This is a genomic window from Roseovarius sp. MBR-154, from assembly GCF_053628595.1.
Genome location: NZ_JBRJGR010000015.1, coordinates 41,197 through 58,906, shown reverse-complemented (window position 1 = coordinate 58,906; position 17,710 = coordinate 41,197). Strand labels below are relative to the sequence as shown.

Here is a 17,710-nt window from a genome sequence, read left to right as displayed (position 1 = left end):
AATCGCAATGGGTTGATCCAAGTCGGGGTCACGAAAATGTGGCAGGCCGCGATTTCGGGGAGTGTCTATCTTGAAGCTCACGCAGCCGTTACCCATGTATCACTCAAGGTCCCCGACCGCTGCATGCCTAGATTAGGGTGCGCCACCGGGGGAACGCTTGAGAAAAGGAGAACGACCCATGGACTTCAACAAGTTCACGGAACGGTCGCGCGGTTTCATCCAGGCCGCACAGACCATCGCGATGCGCGAAAGCCATCAGAAACTCGCCCCCGAACATCTGCTCAAGGCGCTCTTGGACGATCCCGAGGGGCTGGCCAGCAACCTGATCAAACGCGGCGGTGGCGATCCCGCGCGGGTGACGCAGGCCAATGATCTGGCACTGGGCAAGATTCCGCAGGTCTCGGGCGATGCAGGCCAGACCTATATGGACCAGCAGACCGGCAAGGTGCTGGCCGAGGCCGAGAAGCTGGCCCAGAAGGCCGGTGACAGCTTTGTGCCCATGGAACGCATCCTGACCGCGCTTGCCGTCGTGAAGAGCCCCGCCAAGGACGCGCTCGACGCTGGTGGCATCAGCGCGCAACAGATAAACGAGGCGATCAATGATATCCGCAAGGGCCGCACCGCCGACACGGCGAGCGCCGAGGACACCTATGAGGCGCTGGAAAAATATGCCCACGACCTAACCAAGGCGGCCCGCGAAGGCAAGATCGACCCCATTATCGGCCGCGATGACGAGATCCGCCGCGCGATGCAGATCCTGAGCCGCCGGACCAAGAACAACCCTGTTCTGATCGGCGAGCCGGGCGTCGGCAAGACCGCCATCGCCGAGGGTCTCGCCCTGCGCATCGTCAATGGTGACGTGCCTGAAAGCCTACGCAACAAGCGCCTGCTCTCGCTCGACATGGGCGCGCTCATCGCCGGTGCAAAATATCGCGGCGATTTCGAGGAACGGCTCAAGGGCGTGCTGAACGAGGTGACGCAGGCCGCCGGTGAAATCATCCTTTTCATCGACGAGATGCACACCCTTGTCGGTGCGGGCAAGACCGATGGCGCGATGGACGCCGCCAACTTGATCAAGCCTGCGCTGGCACGCGGTGAGCTGCACTGCATCGGCGCCACCACGCTTGATGAATACCGCAAGCATGTGGAAAAGGACGCGGCCCTTGCCCGCCGGTTCCAGCCGCTCACCGTCGAGGAGCCGACGGTCGAGGACACGATCTCGATCCTGCGCGGCATCAAGGAGAAATACGAGCTGCACCACGGTGTGCGCATCTCCGACAGCGCGCTTGTCGCGGCGGCAACCCTCTCGCACCGCTACATCACCGACCGCTTTCTTCCCGACAAGGCCATCGACCTGATGGACGAGGCCGCCAGCCGTCTGCGCATGGAAGTGGACAGCAAGCCCGAGGAATTGGACGCGCTCGACCGCGACATCCTGCAAAAGCAGATCGAATGCGAAGCCCTGCGCAAGGAAGACGATGCCGCCTCCAAGGACCGGCTGTCCAAACTGGAACGCGAACTGGCCGAGTTGCAGGAGCAATCCTCCGAGATGACCGCGCAATGGCAGGCCGAGCGTGACAAGCTGGCCTCCGCCCGCGATCTCAAGGAGCAACTCGACCGCGCCCGCGCCGAGCTGGACATCGCCAAGCGCGAGGGCAATCTCGCCAAGGCGGGCGAGCTTAGCTACGGCGTGATCCCGCAGCTTGAGAAAAAGTTGGCCGAGGCCGAGAGCCAAGGCGATGACGATGTCATGGTCGAAGAGGCCGTGCGCCCCGAGCAGATCGCGCAGGTCGTCGAACGCTGGACCGGCATCCCGACCGCCAAGATGCTCGAGGGCGAGCGCGAGAAACTGCTCGGGATGGAGGACAACCTGCATCGCCGCGTGATCGGTCAGAACAAGGCGGTCAAGGCCGTCGCCAATGCCGTGCGTCGGGCGCGCGCGGGCCTGAATGACGAGAACCGGCCACTTGGCAGCTTCCTCTTCCTCGGGCCGACCGGCGTCGGCAAGACCGAACTGACCAAGGCGGTGGCGGAATTCCTCTTTGACGACGATTCAGCGATGGTCCGCATCGACATGTCGGAATTCATGGAGAAACACTCCGTCGCCCGCCTGATCGGCGCACCTCCGGGCTATGTCGGCTATGACGAGGGTGGCGTGCTGACCGAGGCCGTGCGCCGCCGCCCCTATCAGGTGGTACTGTTCGACGAGGTCGAGAAGGCACATCCCGACGTGTTCAACGTGCTCCTTCAGGTGCTCGATGACGGCGTGCTGACCGATGGTCATGGCCGCACCGTGGACTTCAAGCAGACGCTGATCGTGCTCACCTCGAACCTGGGTTCACAGGCGCTCAGCCAACTGCCCGAGGCGTCGGATTCGTCCGAGGCCAAGCGCGACGTGATGGATGCGGTGCGGGCGCATTTCCGCCCCGAATTCCTCAATCGTCTGGACGAGACGATCATCTTCGACCGTCTGAACCGCGAGGATATGGACGGGATCGTCGAAATCCAGCTGCGCCGCCTGCTCCGGCGTCTGGCCAGCCGCAACATCGCGCTGCAGCTCGACGATGCCGCAAAGAAATGGCTCGCCGATACGGGCTATGATCCGGTCTTCGGCGCGCGACCGCTCAAGCGGGTGATCCAGCGCGCCTTGCAGGATCCGCTCGCCGAGGCGCTGCTTGCGGGTGATATCCTCGACGGCGCGACCGTGCCGGTCACCGCCGGGGCCGAGGGGCTGATCATCGGCGACCGGGTGGGCATCACGACCCAGGATCCGCCCGCCGACGCGGTGGTCCACTGATCTCAAATCGCCCCTCGGCATGGCCGGGGGGCGTTTTCCATCAGGCGTGATCCTCGAGGATCATGTCTGACGCCTTTTCCCCGATCATGATAGCAGGTGCGTTGGTGTTGCCCGAGACGATCTCGGGCATGATCGAGCAATCGGCGACGCGCAGCCCGGTCACCCCGTGCACGCGCAGCCGCGCATCGACCACCGCACCCTCGCCTTGCCCCATCTTGCAGGTGCCGGTGGGGTGATAGATCGTAGTCGAATAATTACGTGCCCAGTCGAGCGTGCCCTCGTAATCGTCGAGATCGAGCGAGGCGTCGGGGCGGAATTCCTCGGATATCTTGGTGGTCAGCGGCGCGTGCCGGGCGATGCGGCGGGCGATGCGGATGCCTTCGACGATGGTCCGGCAATCGGTCTTGGTCGCGAGATAATTTGGGTGAATTTTCGGGTAGGTGCGCGGATCGGCGGAGGCGAGACGGATTTGCCCGCGGCTCTCGGGGCGCAACTGGCAGACCGACATGGTAAAGGCCGAGAAGTGATGTGGCCCCTCGCCGGGGCTGTCGGCGGACCAGGGCTGAACGTGGAACTGGATGTCGGGGGTCTCGACATGATCCCCGGTGCGCATGAACCCGGTGGCAAGGCTCGCGGCCATGGCCATCGGACCGGCGCGGAACATCGCGTATTTGAGCGCGATCCGCGCCTGATCGAACAGGCTGCGCACCTCGTCGTTGAGCGTCGGCTCGTTGCACTTGAACACCAGCCGCGCCTGCAGGTGGTCCTGCATGTTGCGGCCCACGCCGGGCAGGTCGCGGCGCACTTCGATGCCGTGTTCGGCAAGATGCGCGGCCTCGCCCAGCCCTGACAGCATCATCAGGTGCGGCGAGCCGATGGCACCTGACGACAGGATCACCTCGCGTCCGGCGCGCACCACATGTTCGTGCCCGGCGCGGTCGCGATAGGCGACGCCCGTGGCGCGCGTGCCGTCAAAGGTGATATGGCTGGCCTGCGCGCGGGTCAGGATCGTCAGGTTCTCGCGTCCTCGTACCGGGTTGAGAAAGGCCACGGCGGCAGAGCAGCGCCGCCCGTTGCGCGTGGTCAGCTGGAAATAGCCCACGCCCTCCTGCGTCGCCCCGTTGTAATCGGGATTGAACGGATAGCCCGCCTCTTGCGCCGCCGCCACCCAAGCGTCGCAAATGGGGCGTTGCAGCCGCATGTTCGACACCGATAGCGTGCCCTGATCGCCGTGATAGTCATCCGCGCCCCGTTCCTGCCGTTCCGATCGCTTGAACAGCGGCAGCACATCGTCCCAGCTCCAGCCCGGGTTGCCCATCTGCGCCCAGCGGTCGTAATCCTGCGGTTGTCCGCGCACATACAAGAGCCCGTTGAGCGACGACGACCCGCCCAGCACCTTGCCGCGCGGCCAGTCGAGCGCGCGACCATTGAGCCCCGGATCGGGCTCGGTGCGGTAGCACCAGTCGACGTTCGGGTTGTGCATGGTCTTGAAATACCCGACCGGAATATGGATCCACGGGTTCCAGTCCCGCCCGCCCGCCTCCAGCAGCACGACCTTGATCTTGGGATCGGCGGAGAGGCGATTCGCCAGAACGCACCCGGCAGAGCCCGCGCCGACGATCACGTAATCCGCTGATATCTCCGACATTTCCAAATGACCTTTCAAGGTGCGTGAGAGCCAAAAAGTTTTTCCTTGCCATAACGACCATAAGTCTAGCAATATTGAGACTGCAAGTATCAAAATTGCAAAATCAGGGAGGAAACCATGAAAGCATCGAAAGCCCTAGCTGGGATTTCCCGGCGGGATTTATTCCGTCTGTCGGGTCAGTTCGGCCTGTCATCCGTGGTCTTGGGCGCGGGCGCGCTGACGGGGGCGGTCAGCCTGCCCTCCCTCGCGCGTGCCGCCGAAAGCACCTATGAGAAGCGCTTTGCCAAGGAACCCAAGCACACGCTGAAGCTGGGTGCCGCCGGTTTCAACGCGCGCAACCTGCTGATCGAACGCGCCGGCGTTCTGGAATTCGCCCGCGATCTGGAGGAGCGGACCGAGGGCGAGATTCGCGTGGAATTCATCGGCGACAACCAGATTTGCGGTCAGCTCAACTGCGTTGAGAAAACCCAGACCGGCGTGATCGACATGTATGCCGCCTCGACGCAGAACTCCGCGGGCGGCGCACCCTATCTCAACGTGCTCGATTATGCCTACATGTTCCCGAGCCGGGCGTCGCAGTATCACTTCCTCTATTCCCCGGAATCGCAGCGCATTCTGCGCGATCCTCTGGAAAAGCGGCATGGGCTGAAATTCCTGTTCTCGCATTGCGAATTGCGCGGCATCCAACTGGGCAACAATTTTGCCGAGAAACCCACCGTGACCAAACTCGAAGAGCTGTTCGGCACCAAGAACCGCGTCACCGGCACACAGTTGGGCCGCATCGCCATGCAGCTGCTGAACCTCAACCCGGTGCCGGTGGCCTGGGAAGAGACATTGGACGGGCTCAAGCAGGGCCTGATCGACGGCGCGGAAACCTGGGCCTCTGCCGTGGCCTACGCCAACATGTCGCCGGTGGTCAGCCAGTCGGTCGATCTCAAGTTCTTCTGCGGGACCGAGCATACCTCCATGTCGGTGCGCGTCTTTGACGCGATGGAGCCTCATTTGCAGGATGCGATCATGGAATCGGCGTATCTGGCACAGGTGCATGTGCAGGCGGCGAACGAGGCGGCGCTGGTCAAGACCGTCGGCTTCTCCGACCCGCAACTGCCGGGCACGATCTTTGCCGAGCACGGCGTGCGCCCCGCGTTCCTCGCCGACGACCAGATCAAGATGGCCGAGGAAATGTGCTCGCCCGAGTTCAACCCCGAACCATGGGCGCAATGGCGCGAGCGGCTCAACGGCTGGGCCGGCGGCATCGACACCTATCAGGAGATCTACGACGTCGCCCGGGAGATCCCCGTCGATACCCTGCCTGAGAATGTCGAGCCGCGCCGCTGGTGGCGGTCGGCCTGACGCGCCAGGCTCTGATCGGGTCGCGCGGCGAGTGCGCGCGGCCCGACCCCCAAGCCGCCGAGACGTGCGGCAAAGATACACGGCAACCCAAAGGGAGGAGTGGGCATGACCGGCTGGTTTCAGGGCACGGGAGAGATCCTGAGTGCCCTCGCCTCTGGCGATTCATGGATGTTGAGCGAAGCGATGCGCGCGCCCGCGGTCTGGCCGTTGGGCCTGATCGCGATGCTGGTGCTGGCGCTGGCATTTCTTGTTCTCTACCGCGTGGTGCCATGGGCCGAGCGCAACCTCGAACAGTCCTTGATGGTCGTGTCCTACCTCGCCATTGGCGGGATCATCTTTGTCGAGGTCTTCCGCCGCTTCGTGCTGTCGCAGCAGGTGCCGTGGTCGACCACATTGCCGCCGTTCCTCTTTCTCATCATGACGTGGTTCGGCTGCAGCTTTAACGTCAAGCTGCGCACCCATCTGGCCTTTGCCGAGTTCCGCACCGTCATGCCGCGCGCCGGGCAGATGAGTTGCCTGATGCTCGATGCGGTGCTGTGGATCGGATTTTCCTGGGTCGTGGTCGTCACATCGACCAAGGTGGTGGCCAATTCGGCGGCGAATTTCCAGATCATGCTGGGCACCGACAACGTGATGCAATGGTGGTTCCTGCTGTCGGTGCCGCTGGCCTTCACCACGCTGGTGGCGCGGGTGCTCGAGAACGTTGCCACAGACATCGCCAATTTCAGGCGGGGCAACACCCTCATCACCCAGGCCGTGATCGGAGGCGACTGACATGACCGACCCTTCAACCCTCGTCACGCTCATTTCCATCGCCGTGACGCTTCTCTTCATGCTGGGCGTGCCGGTCTTTCTGGTGATCGGTTACTGGGTGATCGGCGTGTCCTTCGTTCTTGGCATGCCGTTGCAGAATATCGGCGGGGCGCTGGCGGATGTGTTCACCGATGGCTTTGCGCTGCTGGCCATGCCGCTCTTCATCCTGACGGGTGACCTGATCAACCGATCCGGTATCGCGCGCCGACTGTCGGATTTCGCCTATGCCTGTCTCGGCTGGATACGCGGCGGGCTGGCGATGGCCAGCCTCGGTGCCTGCGGGCTCTTTGCCGCGATCTCCGGCTCCAACTCGGCCACCACGGCGACCATCGGCTCGATGCTGCATCCCGAGATGGTCAAGGGCGGCTATGACGAGCGGTTCTCGGCGGCCACGGCGGCGGCGGGCGGCACGGTGGGCATCATCATCCCGCCCTCGATCATCTTCATCGTCTACGGCTTTCTGCTGAACCTGCCTATTTCGGAGTTGTTCGTGGCCGGGATCATTCCCGGCGCGCTGATGGTGGGCGCAATGATGTTTGCGGCATTCCTGATCTGCTGGAGCAACAAGTGGGGCATCCTCATCGCGCTCAGCCCGATGCGCGTGATCAAGACGGCGATCGGTGCGTGGCTCGGCTTCTTCGCAATCGGCCTGGTGCTCTGGGGCATCTACACCGGCAAGTTCTCGCCCACCGAGGCGGCCGGTGTGACCGTCGGCTTCTGCGTGATCGTGGGCTTCATCAGCCTGCCGCTCTACAAGATCATGGGCGGGGCAAAGGGCCGCGATGTCAGCGAAAAGAGCGTCTCGGAAATGCTCGTGGTCGAAGGGTTCAGCCCGCTGGAACTGCCCTCGATCACCATGCGCTCGGCGCAGATCACCGGCATCCTGGCACCGCTCATCGCGGTGTCGGTGGTGATGCAGCAGATCCTGTCGGTGCTGGGCGCGCAGGAACTGATCGGCAATTTCGTGACCTCTATGGGGGGCTATTACGCGGTGCTGTTCACCTCGATGGCGATTGTCTTCGTCTGCGGCATGGTGCTCGAAAGCCTGCCGGTGACGATCATCCTCGCGCCAATTCTCGCGCCGATTGCGCATGAGGTGGGCGTCGAGCCGGTGCAATTCGCGGTGATCTTCCTTGTCGGGGCCTCCATCGGGTTCATCACGCCGCCTTACGGGCTCAATCTCTACGTGGCCTCGGGTGTGACGGGCGTTCCCTATTTCCGACTGTTGCGTTACACCGTCCCGTATCTGGTGGCTTTGCTTTCGGTCTGGTTCATCGTGGCCCTCGTGCCGGAGCTTTCGACGGCCCTGCTTCCGAACCGTTGACGATGGGGTATTCATGGACGGTGACAGCACGGGAACGATCCCGACAAACCTGCGCCTGCTTCTGGTGATCGAAGAGATCGCCCGGGCAGGCGTGCCGATCACGCCCACGGATGTGAACGCTGCCCTTGGCCTGCCCAAGCCGACCATCCACAGGCTTTTCGCCACGCTTGAGGAAGAGGGCTTCCTGCAACGCGACATGGACGGGCGCACCTATTCGCCCGGCCCCCGGCTGCGGACCATGGCGGGCGGCATCCTGTCCTCGCTGCGCATCCGCACCGCGCGGCAGGCCATTCTCAAGCGGCTCAGCAGCGAGATCGGCGAGACCTGCAACATCGCCCTGCCCGATCGTGACGCGATGACCTATCTGGAGCGGGTCGAGACCGAATGGCCGCTGCGCATCCAGCTGCCCATCGGCACACGCGTGCCATTCTATTGTACGGCAAGCGGCAAGATGTATCTCAGCTCGCTCGCGCGGACGCATCTGGAGAAATACCTCGCGGCGACCGATCTGCGCGCGAGAACGGCCAACACCCTCACCGATCCCGAGGCGCTGATCGAGGAGATACGTCTGGTGCGCGACAGCGGCTATGCGCTCGACCGCGAGGAGTTCATGCAGGACATGATCGCGCTCGCGGTGCCGGTGCTTGATATCAACGGCCGATTGATGGCGACGCTGTCGTTTCACGCACCGACGCAGCGGTTCGACATCGACCGCGCGCTCGGCTACCTGCGCCAGATGCGCGAGGCGGCGGCGGATCTTTCACGGCTGGTGAGCGAGGATTGAGCGATCACGCGGCAGGCCGCCCCTCGCGCGCGAGGTGTCGGGCATAGAGGCGCGGGGCGAGGAGCCGCTCATAGACAAGATGCGCGGTCTGACGCAGCCCCGGCAGCGCCACGATCCGCGCGATCCAGCGATAGCGTGGCAGTGCCTGCCACAGCGCGATGAAGGCATCGACTCCCGACAGGATGCACCCGCCCTGCCGCACATGCAGCCGCCGCGCGGCGGCATCGGCGCCGATCCCCCAATCGGCCAGATCGCGGCTGTTGAGATCGTGAAACGCGACCGGCAGGCCGCGCGCTTCGGCATAGCCCCGGTAATGGTCGATCTCTGCCCGGCAGACCGGGCAGCGGGCATTGTAGAGCACATGGGTTTCAGTGGTCATCGGGGGCCTCCTCCTGCGTCATCTAGAACGGGAGGAGGTCACGGGAAGAGCGCGCATCCTGCGTTGTCATGGCACGCCAACATATCCGCGACAGCGGGTGCTCCGGGGCACGCGTCTGACGAGAGATCCTCGGGTCAAGCCCGAGGATGACGGGGGACGCGCGCCCACAGATCATACTCCCCCGCCTCGTCCACCTCGACGGTGACGATATCGCCGACCGAGAGCGCACTCGTCCCCTCGTCGATAAACAAATTCCCGTCGATCTCCGGGGCGTCGGCCTTGGTGCGGCAGGTTGCGACGCCGTCTTGGTCGATATCGTCGACGATCACCTCGAGATGCTGGCCGACCTTCGCGGCAAGCTTGGCCTCCGAGATCGCCTGCGCCTTGGCCATGAACCGGTCCCAGCGGTCTTGTCTGACCTCCGGGTCCACATGATCCGACAGGGCGTTGGAGCGGGCCCCCGCGACATTCTCGTATTGAAAGCAGCCGACCCGGTCGAGTTGCGCCTCGTCGAGCCAATCCAGAAGCGTCTGGAATTCGGCCTCGGTCTCGCCGGGATAGCCGACGATGAAGGTGGAGCGCAGGGCTATTTCGGGGCAGATGGCGCGCCATGCGGCGATCTCGTCCAGTGTCTTTGCCGCTGCGGCGGGCCGGGCCATGCGTTTGAGCGTGTCGGGATGGGCGTGCTGGAACGGGATGTCGAGATAGGGCAGCACCAATCCTTCGGCCATCAGCGGGATCAACTCTCGCACATGCGGGTAGGGGTAGACGTAATGCAGCCGCACCCATGCGCCGAGCGACCCCAGATCGCGCGCGAGATCGGTGATATGGGCGCGGTGGCCATTCGCCTCGGCATATTTAATATCGACGCCATAGGCGGAGGTGTCCTGAGAGATCACCAAGAGTTCGCGCACGCCGCTTTCGACCAGCTTTTCGGCCTCGCGGAGCACCGCATGGGCGGGGCGGCTGGCGAGACGCCCGCGCATGTCAGGGATGATGCAGAATTTGCATTTGTGGTTACAGCCCTCGGAAATCTTGAGATAGCTGTAATGGCGCGGCGTCAGGCGCACGCCGGAGGCGGGCAGCAGGTCGATGAACGGATCGGGCGACGGCGGCACGGCGGCATGCACCGCATCGAGCACCTGTTCGTATTGATGCGGCCCGGTGACGGCCAGAACCCGCGGATGCACCCCGGTGATATAGTCAGGCTCGGCCCCCAGACAGCCCGTCACGATGACCCGGCCATTTTCCGTCAGCGCCTCGCCGATGGCCTCCAGGCTCTCGGCCTTGGCGCTGTCGAGAAAGCCGCAGGTGTTCACGATCACCGCATCCGCGCCGGTATAGTCGGGCGAGATGCCATAGCCCTCGGCGCGCAGCCGGGTGAGGATGCGTTCGCTGTCCACCAGCGCCTTGGGACAGCCCAAGGAGACCATGCCGATGGTCGGCTGGCCGTGGCGGGGCGTCTCGGTCAGGCGGGCGCGCGGGGCGAGATCGGGGCGAAGGCTGGGCGGGTTCTGTGACATGGGCGGCATATAGCCTCTGCCCCGCCCTGCGGGAAGGGGGAAAAGCGGTTGCCCCTGCCGTCGCAGCGCGCCTAGAGTTGCACCGAGGCGTTGCAAAAGGGGATTGCGCCATGCGGTGGGTGTTTCGGCTGATCGGGCTGCTGGTCGTGATGGCGGCAATTGTCCTGGGCGCGCTGTTCTTTCTGCCGGGCGATCGGATCGCCAAGATCGCCGCCGAACAGATTTCCAAGGCGACGGGCCGTAAGGTCACCATGTCTGGGGACACGACGCTCAGCTTTTATCCCATCTTGGGGGTCTCGACCGGGGCGGTCGAGATTGCCAATGCCGACTGGTCCGACGCGGGACCGATGCTCGCGGCTGACAGCCTCAAGATCGGGGTGGAGCCGGCGGCGCTCTTTGGCGGCGATATCCGGATCACCGGGTTGGAGGCCGTGGGGCCGAAAATTCGGCTTGAGCGGGCCGCTGACGGGCAGGTCAACTGGGAGTTGGGCGTCGAGGGCGTGGCGCCTTCGGGCCAATCCGAGGGCGGCGCGCCCGCCACCGCGAACCGGCTGTCGCTTACGCTGGATCGGGCGTTGATCCAAGGCGCCTATCTGACCTATACCGATCACGGCAGCGGCGAGACACAGGCCATCCGCGACATGGATTTCGACCTGCGCTGGCCCGATTACGATGGCCGGGCGACGTTTGACGTGGTGCTGCGGCAGGCGGGCGATCCGGTGACCGTGTCGGGCCATCTGGAGCAGGTGGGCGCGTTCATCGACGGCGCGGTGACGGATGTGGTGGCCAATATCGAGGGGCCGGGTGGGCGCTTTGGCTTTGACGGGCGTGCCGGGCTGCAGCCGCAGATGCAGGGGCGGTTCGACATCGACATGTCCGACACGGGAGCCTTTGTCGCGGCGCTGGATCTGGGCGCGATTGCTTTGCCTCAGGGCTTTGGCGCGGGCGTCAAAGGCGGGGCGGATGTGACGCTGACGCAGGAAATGCGGCTTTCCTTGCGAGACATGACGCTTGATCTGGGGGGCAACGCGCTGTCGGGGGCAGCGGATATCGACCTTGCGGGCGAAGTGCCGCGCGTCAATGCGCAACTCAATGCGGGCGCGCTTGACCTGTCGCAATTCGCTGGCGCGGATGGCGAGGCGGGCGGCGGCACTGACAGCGGCTGGTCGCGCACGCCCATCGATGCAAGCGGTCTGGCGCTTGCCAATGGCGAGGTGGCGCTGGTGGCCGATAGCATCGACCTTGGCGACCTGAAGCTGGGCACAACCCGCACCCTGATGACGCTGGACCGGTCGCGCGCGGTATTCTCCTTGCGCGAGTTGCGCGCCTATGACGGGCTGATCACCGGCGAGTTTGTCGCCAACAACCGCGCGGGCCTGTCGGTGGGTGGCAACATGAACGCGGAAGGCATCAACCTCGAACGCTTCCTCGCCGATGCGATGGACATCACCCGGTTCGCCGCCTCGGCGAGCGGTGAGGTGGAGTTTCTCGGCGTCGGCAACTCGTTGCATGCGATCATGAATTCGCTCTCGGGCAAGGGCGCGTTGCGGACCGGGCGGGGGGTGATCTCCGGGATTGATCTCGACCGGCTGATGCGCTCGGGCGACATGTCAGGGGGGGCCACGGTCTTTGACACGTTGAGCGCCAGTTTCACCATGGACATGGGTAATCTCTACAACCGTGATCTGGCGATGAAGCTGCCGCTGGCGCGGGCCGAGGGGACGGGCCGTGTGGGGCTGGGCGCGCGCGATATCGACTATCTCTTCACGCCGGTGTTGCTGGAGGGCGAGAATTCGCACGGTCTTGCCATTCCGGTGCGGATCGAGGGGCCCTGGGCCAGCCCGCGCATCAAGCCCGATCTGGAAAAGGCGCTTGATCTAAACTTCAAGGCCGAGCGCGACAAGCTGGAGCAGAAGGCCGAGGATCGGCTGGAGCGCGAGGTGCAGAAGCGGCTCAAGGTGACGCCGGAGGAGGGCCAGAGTCTTGAGGATGCGGTCAAGGACAAGATCGAGGACAAGGCGAAGGACACGCTGCGCAAGCTTTTCGACTGAGGCGGGCGTCGGATTTGAGTATTTTTGCCAAAAAGAAACAGGGGGCGGGGCGGTGAGCGAGGTCAGGGCGCAATACGAGGCTTATCCCTATCCGGCGCGCGATCCGGCGGAGGAGCGCACGCGGCTGATCACCGGGTCGCCGTCGCATCTGCTGGAGGTGGATCATTTTGTTTTCGGCGGGGCGCGTGACTGGTCTCAGCCGCTGCGCGTGCTGGTGGCGGGGGGTGGCACCGGCGATGCGCTCATCCAACTGGCGCAGCAGGTGAAGGATGCGGGCCGGGTGGCGGAGATCACCTATCTGGACCTCTCGACCGCCTCGCGCGCGATTGCCGAGGAGCGGGCCCGGGTGCGCGGGCTCAGTGGCATCCGCTTTGTCACCGGCAGCCTGCTGGAGGCGGAAGATCGTGGCGTGTTCGATTATATCGACTGTTGTGGCGTGCTGCATCACCTGCCCGACCCGGCCGAGGGCTTTCGCGCTCTGCTGGCCGCCCTGGCCCCCGGTGGCGGCATGGGGTTCATGGTTTATGCGCCTTACGGGCGCACGGGCGTCTATCCGTTGCAGGAGGCGTTCGGCACCCTTTTTGCGGGGATGGCACCTGCGGCGCGGCTCAAGGCGGCGCGCAAGATCGTGGCGGGGCTGCCCGAGGGGCATCCGTTCAGGGCCAATATCAACCTTGGCGATCACAAGGACAGCGACGCAGGGTTCTATGACTTGCTGTTGCACTCGCAGGACCGGGCTTTTGACGTGATGTCGCTGTGTGACATGCTGGAGGCGACGGGCTGGCACCTCACCGGCTTTACCATGCCCGCGCTCTATGATCTCGGGCGCCTGACCGAGGTGCCGGAGCATCTGAGCCCGGTGGAGCGGATGGCGCTGGCCGAAAAGCTCGACGGCACGATCAAGACGCATGTCGGTTATGCCGTGCGCGGCAGCGAGGCGCGGGGGGCGGCCACAGGTCGCAACCGCGCGCTCATTCCCCATCTCAAAGGGCTGCGCGCCGCCGATCTGGCGCGGGCCGTGGCGCAGGGGCAAAGCCCGAAGCTGAGCTTTGGCAGATTGCAGGCGCGGCTGAGCCTGCCGAAAGAGGCGGCCCGGCTGATCGCGGCGGTGGACGGGCGGCGCAGCCTGCAAGAGATTGCGACGGCGACGGGGACCGATCCGATCGGGATGGGGGCGCTCTGGTCCAAGGTCGAGCGGGAGCTGGGGGATCACGGCTTGCTGCTCTATTCCTCAATCCTGCGGCGCTGAAGCGCCATCAGCCCGAGGCGCGGCAAGCGCAGCACCAGCCGCCACAGGATGCCGCCATATTCCGCATCCCCCGCCATCAGGTCGAGAAACTGCCGCCGCAGCGTGGTCGAGCGGGCAAAGGCGCGCGCAAAGCCCGGCGCGAGCGCGGGAGCGAAGATCACCGGGCGGATCAGCCGTGCCATCCGGAGACTGCGATGCAGCGGGCGCAGACCGCGCCGATAGCGGCGCAAGGTCGTGTCGGGCTGCCCTGCGGCGAGCGCATCAACCGCCGCCTCAGCCGCAAGTTGGCCGCTGTGCAGGGCGTGGCCGATGCCCTCGCCGGTGATTGGATCGACGAGCCCGGCAGCATCGCCAGCGAGTAGAACCGCGCCGCGACCAGGGTGTTTCCGGAAATGGCCGAAGGGCAGGAACTGGCCCTTGATGCGCGCCTCGGGCGCAGTCACGCGGAGCATGTCACAATGGGCGGACATGATGTGTTTCATCCGGGGGTTCTTTGACAGCAGGCCGCCGACGCCGATGGTGGTCGAGTGGCGCTTGGGGAAGGACCAGCCGTAGCCCCATTGCGCTGCCGCAAGGTCGATGCGGATCGGCGCGGCGGGGTCAAGATGCGGATCGGTTGCCTCGATCTCCAGCCCGAAGCCGATGCGCGCGTGATCGAAGCTCTGGCCGAAGAGGTGTTTTGCCACCTGACTGATGACCCCGTCCGCGCCGATCAGCACGCCGTAGACAAGTGTCCGACCGTTCGTGAGCGTGACACTCTTAGCGCCGAAATCCATCTCTGCGACAGCCTGCCCTGTGAAATCCCGCGCCCCCGCACCAATCGCCCGGCCACAGATCATCGCATCCATGTCCCACCGCATCGCAAGGCACAGCATCGGCGCATTCTCGATCACGCCGATGGGCTGGCCGCGATGGCGGAAATCGACTGTGGTCTTGCGCTGATCCGGGTCGAACGGCATGTCATGGCCGAAAATCTCCGCGTAATGCCTGCGCGCGCGCCCCGTCACGAGGCCGCCGCAGAGCTTGTCGCGCGGAAAGCTCTTGCGGTCGACGAGCGCCACGGTAAGACCTGCGCGCGCCGCCCAATACGCGGCTGCCCCGCCTGCCGGCCCGGCCCCGATCACGATGACGTCGAACTGCTCCATTCAGACCTCGGGCAGCGCGTCGCGGCGGATCATGGTGCGCAGCGCGAAGCTGGAGCGCATGGAGCGGATGCCGGGCGTCTGCATCAGCCCGTCCTCGAGAAACCGGTCGAAGCCTGCGAGGTCGGCGGCCACCACGCGGATCAGCACGTCGCGCGTGCCGGTCATCAGGTAGCATTCCATCACCTCGTCAAAGCGGCGCAGCCGGTTTTCGAAGGCCTTGATCGCGTCGCGGGTGTGATGTTCCAGCTCGACGAAGATGAAGGCGTTGAGCGGCAGGCCGAGCTTTTCCTGATCGACGCGGGCGGCATAGCCGGTGATCACGCCCGCGCCTTCCAGCCGGGTTATGCGGCGCGCGAGCGGGGTGGGTGAGAGGCCGATGGTGGCCGAGAGATCGGCGAGTTTCTGCCGACCGTCGCGTTGCAGCGCGGCGATGATGCGGCGGTCGATACTATCCATGAGCCCTAATATTCCCCCTGTTATTGGAGAAAAACCCCATTCGTCACGCCCAAGTGACAAAAGTTTGGTGTTTTTTCGCCCTTCTGTGGTCTTACCCTGACGCTAGGGAGGATTCCACCATGCTGACACGTCTTTCATCGCCCACCCATGAGGCCCTCTACCGCGTCGAGGATATCGAGAGCGGCTTGCGCGGCTACATTGCGCTGCATTCCACGCGGCTTGGCCCGGCGGCGGGGGGCTTGCGGATGCGGGTGTATGAGGGCGACGATGCGGCGATCGAGGATGTGCTGAACCTGTCGCGCGGCATGAGTTACAAGAATGCTGCCGCCGGTCTGCCGCTGGGCGGTGGCAAGGCGGTGATCATGGGCGACCCGGGTCACGACAAGACGCCCGCGCTGCTGCGCGCCATGGGGCGTGCCATCGACAGCCTTGGGGGACGCTACTGGACCGCCGAGGATATGGGGATGAGCCCCGAGGACATGGCCGAGATCGCCCGCGAGACGCGGTTCGTGGCGGGCCGCGATCAGGGCATGCATGCCAGCGGTGATCCGTCGCCGGTGACGGCGCGGGGTGTGATGGGCGCGATGCAGGCGGGCGCGATGCGGGTCTGGGGCAAGGCCGATCTGGCCGGTCGCCGGGTGGCGGTGCAGGGGCTGGGCCATGTCGGCTGGCATCTGTGCCTGATGCTGCACGAGGCGGGCGCGCGGCTGATCGTGGCGGATATGGACGCGGCGCGCGTTGCCTCTACCGTCAAGGAATTCGGGGCGGAGCCGGTAGCACCCGGGGCCATTCATGCGGCGGAGGCGGATATCTTCGCGCCATGTGCGATTGGCGGCGTGCTGAACGCGCGCAGTATTCCCGAGATCGGGGCTGCGATGATCTGTGGTGCGGCGAACAATCAGCTGGCCACGCCCGAGGCCGCCGAATTGCTGGAGGCGCGCGGCATCCTCTACCTGCCGGATTATGTGGCCAATGGTGGCGGGATCATCAACGTTGCTGCCGAGATTTTGCAGATCGCGGATCGCGATGCCTGGGTCGCCGACCGTTTGTCGGCGATGCGGGCCAACATGGCGCATATCCTGGCCCGTGTAGCGGCGGAGGGCATAAGCCCCGCCGTGATCGCCGACCGGATCGTCGAGGAGCAACTGCTGGCACAGGCGGTCTGACGCCTGTCGTGATTTGTGCGGGGCCTCGGGGCTTGCTAGGCTGGGGCAAACAGCCCGGGAGGCCCGCCATGCGATGTCCGCTGATCCTTGCCCTTGTCTTGGGCCTTGCCCCCGCCGCGCAGGCCGAGACCCGGCTGAGCGAAGGGGTGAGCCTTGCCCATGGCACGTTTTCGTCGGGCGGCGGGCTGACCGTCGCGACCGAGTTTCGCCGCACTGCGAAAGGCGGCACCGCGCTCTGCGGCGCATGGGCGGAAAGCGAGAGCAAAGCCAGCTATACCGAGGGGCAGGCACGGCGTATCTTGCGACTGGCCAGCGCCTATGTGCAGGGGCGGCGCGTGGCGCAGGATCTGGGGGCCTTGCCACAGATCGCGCCGCGGCTGGATTATGCGGGCGCGCCTGCGGGCTGTCTCCTGACCGATTTGCCGTGGCGCGCGGGGCGCGTGCCCGAGGTGTTCCTGCCGCGCCAGCAGATCGCCCATGCCGATGGTGGCGATGGCGGTCCGCATATTGTTTTTCGCCAGACCGGGCCGGGGGCCATGGGTGCGGGGCTCGAGGTGGTGCCATTCCTGCGTCGCCTGAGCCGTCTTGTCGATCTGAGCCCCGCTGCCAGCCAGTCCGAGGGGCGCTATTCCTCGGGAGGCGGTCTACGCGTTGCCGCCGAACTGATCTCGGTCAACGGGCGCGCGCATGTCTGTGGCGTGTGGTCAGACCTGTCGGGGCAGGGGCCGCGCACCGCCAGCCTCGGGCGCGAGATCCTGCGGAGCACGCAGGCGGTGGTGGATGGGCGGGTGATGCTCGACGATCTGGGCGAGTTGCGCCGCGTGCCGCCGCGTGAAAGCTACGCGGGTGTCGATTCGACCTGCCTCGACACCGGCACGGCCTGGCGCGCCGGGATGGCGCGGCAGCCGCTGAGCCTGCGCCTGCCCGATCTCGTGGTGTACCGCGATACCACGCCCGAGGGGCGCGTCCTGATCCGCTTTGGCCCGGTGCAGGGGCAGGGTTGACGCCGCACGCCCGCCGGG

14 protein-coding genes are annotated in these 17,710 nt (G+C 65.2%); 9 read left to right on the top strand and 5 right to left on the bottom strand.

Annotation, left to right across the window (positions count from 1 at the left end):
* The first annotated feature begins 178 nt into the window (after positions 1 to 178).
* On the top strand, positions 179 to 2,797 hold the full coding sequence (clpB, locus tag ACSSV4_RS16395) for an ATP-dependent chaperone ClpB (protein WP_454276171.1): 2,619 nt from the start codon (positions 179 to 181) through the stop codon (positions 2,795 to 2,797).
* A 40-nt stretch (positions 2,798 to 2,837) separates the two neighbouring features.
* Here the strand turns inward: clpB and ACSSV4_RS16390 are convergent, their stop codons facing one another.
* On the bottom strand, positions 2,838 to 4,445 hold the full coding sequence (locus tag ACSSV4_RS16390; RefSeq protein WP_454276170.1) for a GMC family oxidoreductase: 1,608 nt from the start codon (positions 4,443 to 4,445) through the stop codon (positions 2,838 to 2,840).
* A gap of 117 nt (positions 4,446 to 4,562) precedes the next feature.
* Between ACSSV4_RS16390 and ACSSV4_RS16385 the strand changes: the two genes are divergently transcribed.
* The 4 genes from ACSSV4_RS16385 (at position 4,563) to ACSSV4_RS16370 (ending at position 8,719) form a co-directional block, all read left to right on the top strand.
* Complete coding sequence (locus tag ACSSV4_RS16385; protein WP_454276169.1) at positions 4,563 to 5,798, top strand: TRAP transporter substrate-binding protein; 1,236 nt, start codon at positions 4,563 to 4,565, stop codon at positions 5,796 to 5,798.
* 105 nt (positions 5,799 to 5,903) lie between these two features.
* Positions 5,904 to 6,572, top strand: a complete 669-nt coding sequence (locus ACSSV4_RS16380) for a TRAP transporter small permease (RefSeq protein ID WP_454276168.1) — start codon at positions 5,904 to 5,906, stop codon at positions 6,570 to 6,572.
* Position 6,573: 1 nt separating this feature from the next.
* The gene (locus ACSSV4_RS16375) at positions 6,574 to 7,935 is read left to right on the top strand and encodes a TRAP transporter large permease (protein ID WP_454276167.1); all 1,362 of its coding nucleotides are present in this window, start codon (positions 6,574 to 6,576) and stop codon (positions 7,933 to 7,935) included.
* A 13-nt stretch (positions 7,936 to 7,948) separates the two neighbouring features.
* On the top strand, positions 7,949 to 8,719 hold the full coding sequence (locus tag ACSSV4_RS16370; protein ID WP_454276166.1) for an IclR family transcriptional regulator: 771 nt from the start codon (positions 7,949 to 7,951) through the stop codon (positions 8,717 to 8,719).
* 4 nt (positions 8,720 to 8,723) lie between these two features.
* Here the strand turns inward: ACSSV4_RS16370 and ACSSV4_RS16365 are convergent, their stop codons facing one another.
* Positions 8,724 to 9,098, bottom strand: a complete 375-nt coding sequence (locus ACSSV4_RS16365; RefSeq protein WP_454276165.1) for a thiol-disulfide oxidoreductase DCC family protein — start codon at positions 9,096 to 9,098, stop codon at positions 8,724 to 8,726.
* A gap of 134 nt (positions 9,099 to 9,232) precedes the next feature.
* Complete coding sequence (rimO, locus tag ACSSV4_RS16360) at positions 9,233 to 10,621, bottom strand: 30S ribosomal protein S12 methylthiotransferase RimO (protein ID WP_454276164.1); 1,389 nt, start codon at positions 10,619 to 10,621, stop codon at positions 9,233 to 9,235.
* Positions 10,622 to 10,731: 110 nt separating this feature from the next.
* Here rimO and ACSSV4_RS16355 point away from each other — a divergent pair, with 110 nt between their 5' ends.
* On the top strand, positions 10,732 to 12,672 hold the full coding sequence (locus tag ACSSV4_RS16355) for an AsmA family protein (RefSeq protein ID WP_454276163.1): 1,941 nt from the start codon (positions 10,732 to 10,734) through the stop codon (positions 12,670 to 12,672).
* Positions 12,673 to 12,724: 52 nt separating this feature from the next.
* Positions 12,725 to 13,921: a class I SAM-dependent methyltransferase gene (locus ACSSV4_RS16350; RefSeq protein WP_454276162.1), complete on the top strand. Its 1,197-nt coding sequence runs from the start codon at positions 12,725 to 12,727 to the stop codon at positions 13,919 to 13,921.
* Here the strand turns inward: ACSSV4_RS16350 and ACSSV4_RS16345 are convergent.
* Positions 13,897 to 15,066, bottom strand: coding sequence for an NAD(P)/FAD-dependent oxidoreductase (locus ACSSV4_RS16345; protein ID WP_454276161.1), 1,170 nt, complete (start codon positions 15,064 to 15,066; stop codon positions 13,897 to 13,899). The genes ACSSV4_RS16350 and ACSSV4_RS16345 overlap by 25 nt on opposite strands.
* The gene (locus ACSSV4_RS16340; RefSeq protein ID WP_454276160.1) at positions 15,067 to 15,522 is read right to left on the bottom strand and encodes an Lrp/AsnC family transcriptional regulator; all 456 of its coding nucleotides are present in this window, start codon (positions 15,520 to 15,522) and stop codon (positions 15,067 to 15,069) included.
* A 119-nt stretch (positions 15,523 to 15,641) separates the two neighbouring features.
* On the opposite strand from ACSSV4_RS16340, the gene ACSSV4_RS16335 reads away from it, so the two are divergent.
* Together ACSSV4_RS16335 and ACSSV4_RS16330 are read left to right on the top strand one after the other, a co-directional pair.
* Positions 15,642 to 16,688, top strand: a complete 1,047-nt coding sequence (locus ACSSV4_RS16335) for a Glu/Leu/Phe/Val family dehydrogenase (protein ID WP_454276159.1) — start codon at positions 15,642 to 15,644, stop codon at positions 16,686 to 16,688.
* A gap of 68 nt (positions 16,689 to 16,756) precedes the next feature.
* Positions 16,757 to 17,692: an orotidine 5-phosphate decarboxylase gene (locus tag ACSSV4_RS16330; protein ID WP_454276158.1), complete on the top strand. Its 936-nt coding sequence runs from the start codon at positions 16,757 to 16,759 to the stop codon at positions 17,690 to 17,692.
* Positions 17,693 to 17,710 lie beyond the last annotated feature (18 nt).

What these genes read in the sequence shown, in the direction of transcription:
- clpB (WP_454276171.1), top strand. Translation starts at nt 179, where the DNA reads ATGGACTTCAACAAGTTCACGGAACGGTCGCGCGGTTTCATCCAGGCC.
- ACSSV4_RS16390 (WP_454276170.1), bottom strand. Translation starts at nt 4,445, where the DNA reads ATGTCGGAGATATCAGCGGATTACGTGATCGTCGGCGCGGGCTCTGCC.
- ACSSV4_RS16385 (WP_454276169.1), top strand. Translation starts at nt 4,563, where the DNA reads ATGAAAGCATCGAAAGCCCTAGCTGGGATTTCCCGGCGGGATTTATTC.
- ACSSV4_RS16380 (WP_454276168.1), top strand. Translation starts at nt 5,904, where the DNA reads ATGACCGGCTGGTTTCAGGGCACGGGAGAGATCCTGAGTGCCCTCGCC.
- ACSSV4_RS16375 (WP_454276167.1), top strand. Translation starts at nt 6,574, where the DNA reads ATGACCGACCCTTCAACCCTCGTCACGCTCATTTCCATCGCCGTGACG.
- ACSSV4_RS16370 (WP_454276166.1), top strand. Translation starts at nt 7,949, where the DNA reads ATGGACGGTGACAGCACGGGAACGATCCCGACAAACCTGCGCCTGCTT.
- ACSSV4_RS16365 (WP_454276165.1), bottom strand. Translation starts at nt 9,098, where the DNA reads ATGACCACTGAAACCCATGTGCTCTACAATGCCCGCTGCCCGGTCTGC.
- rimO (WP_454276164.1), bottom strand. Translation starts at nt 10,621, where the DNA reads ATGTCACAGAACCCGCCCAGCCTTCGCCCCGATCTCGCCCCGCGCGCC.
- ACSSV4_RS16355 (WP_454276163.1), top strand. Translation starts at nt 10,732, where the DNA reads ATGCGGTGGGTGTTTCGGCTGATCGGGCTGCTGGTCGTGATGGCGGCA.
- ACSSV4_RS16345 (WP_454276161.1), bottom strand. Translation starts at nt 15,066, where the DNA reads ATGGAGCAGTTCGACGTCATCGTGATCGGGGCCGGGCCGGCAGGCGGG.
- ACSSV4_RS16340 (WP_454276160.1), bottom strand. Translation starts at nt 15,522, where the DNA reads ATGGATAGTATCGACCGCCGCATCATCGCCGCGCTGCAACGCGACGGT.
- ACSSV4_RS16335 (WP_454276159.1), top strand. Translation starts at nt 15,642, where the DNA reads ATGCTGACACGTCTTTCATCGCCCACCCATGAGGCCCTCTACCGCGTC.
- ACSSV4_RS16330 (WP_454276158.1), top strand. Translation starts at nt 16,757, where the DNA reads ATGCGATGTCCGCTGATCCTTGCCCTTGTCTTGGGCCTTGCCCCCGCC.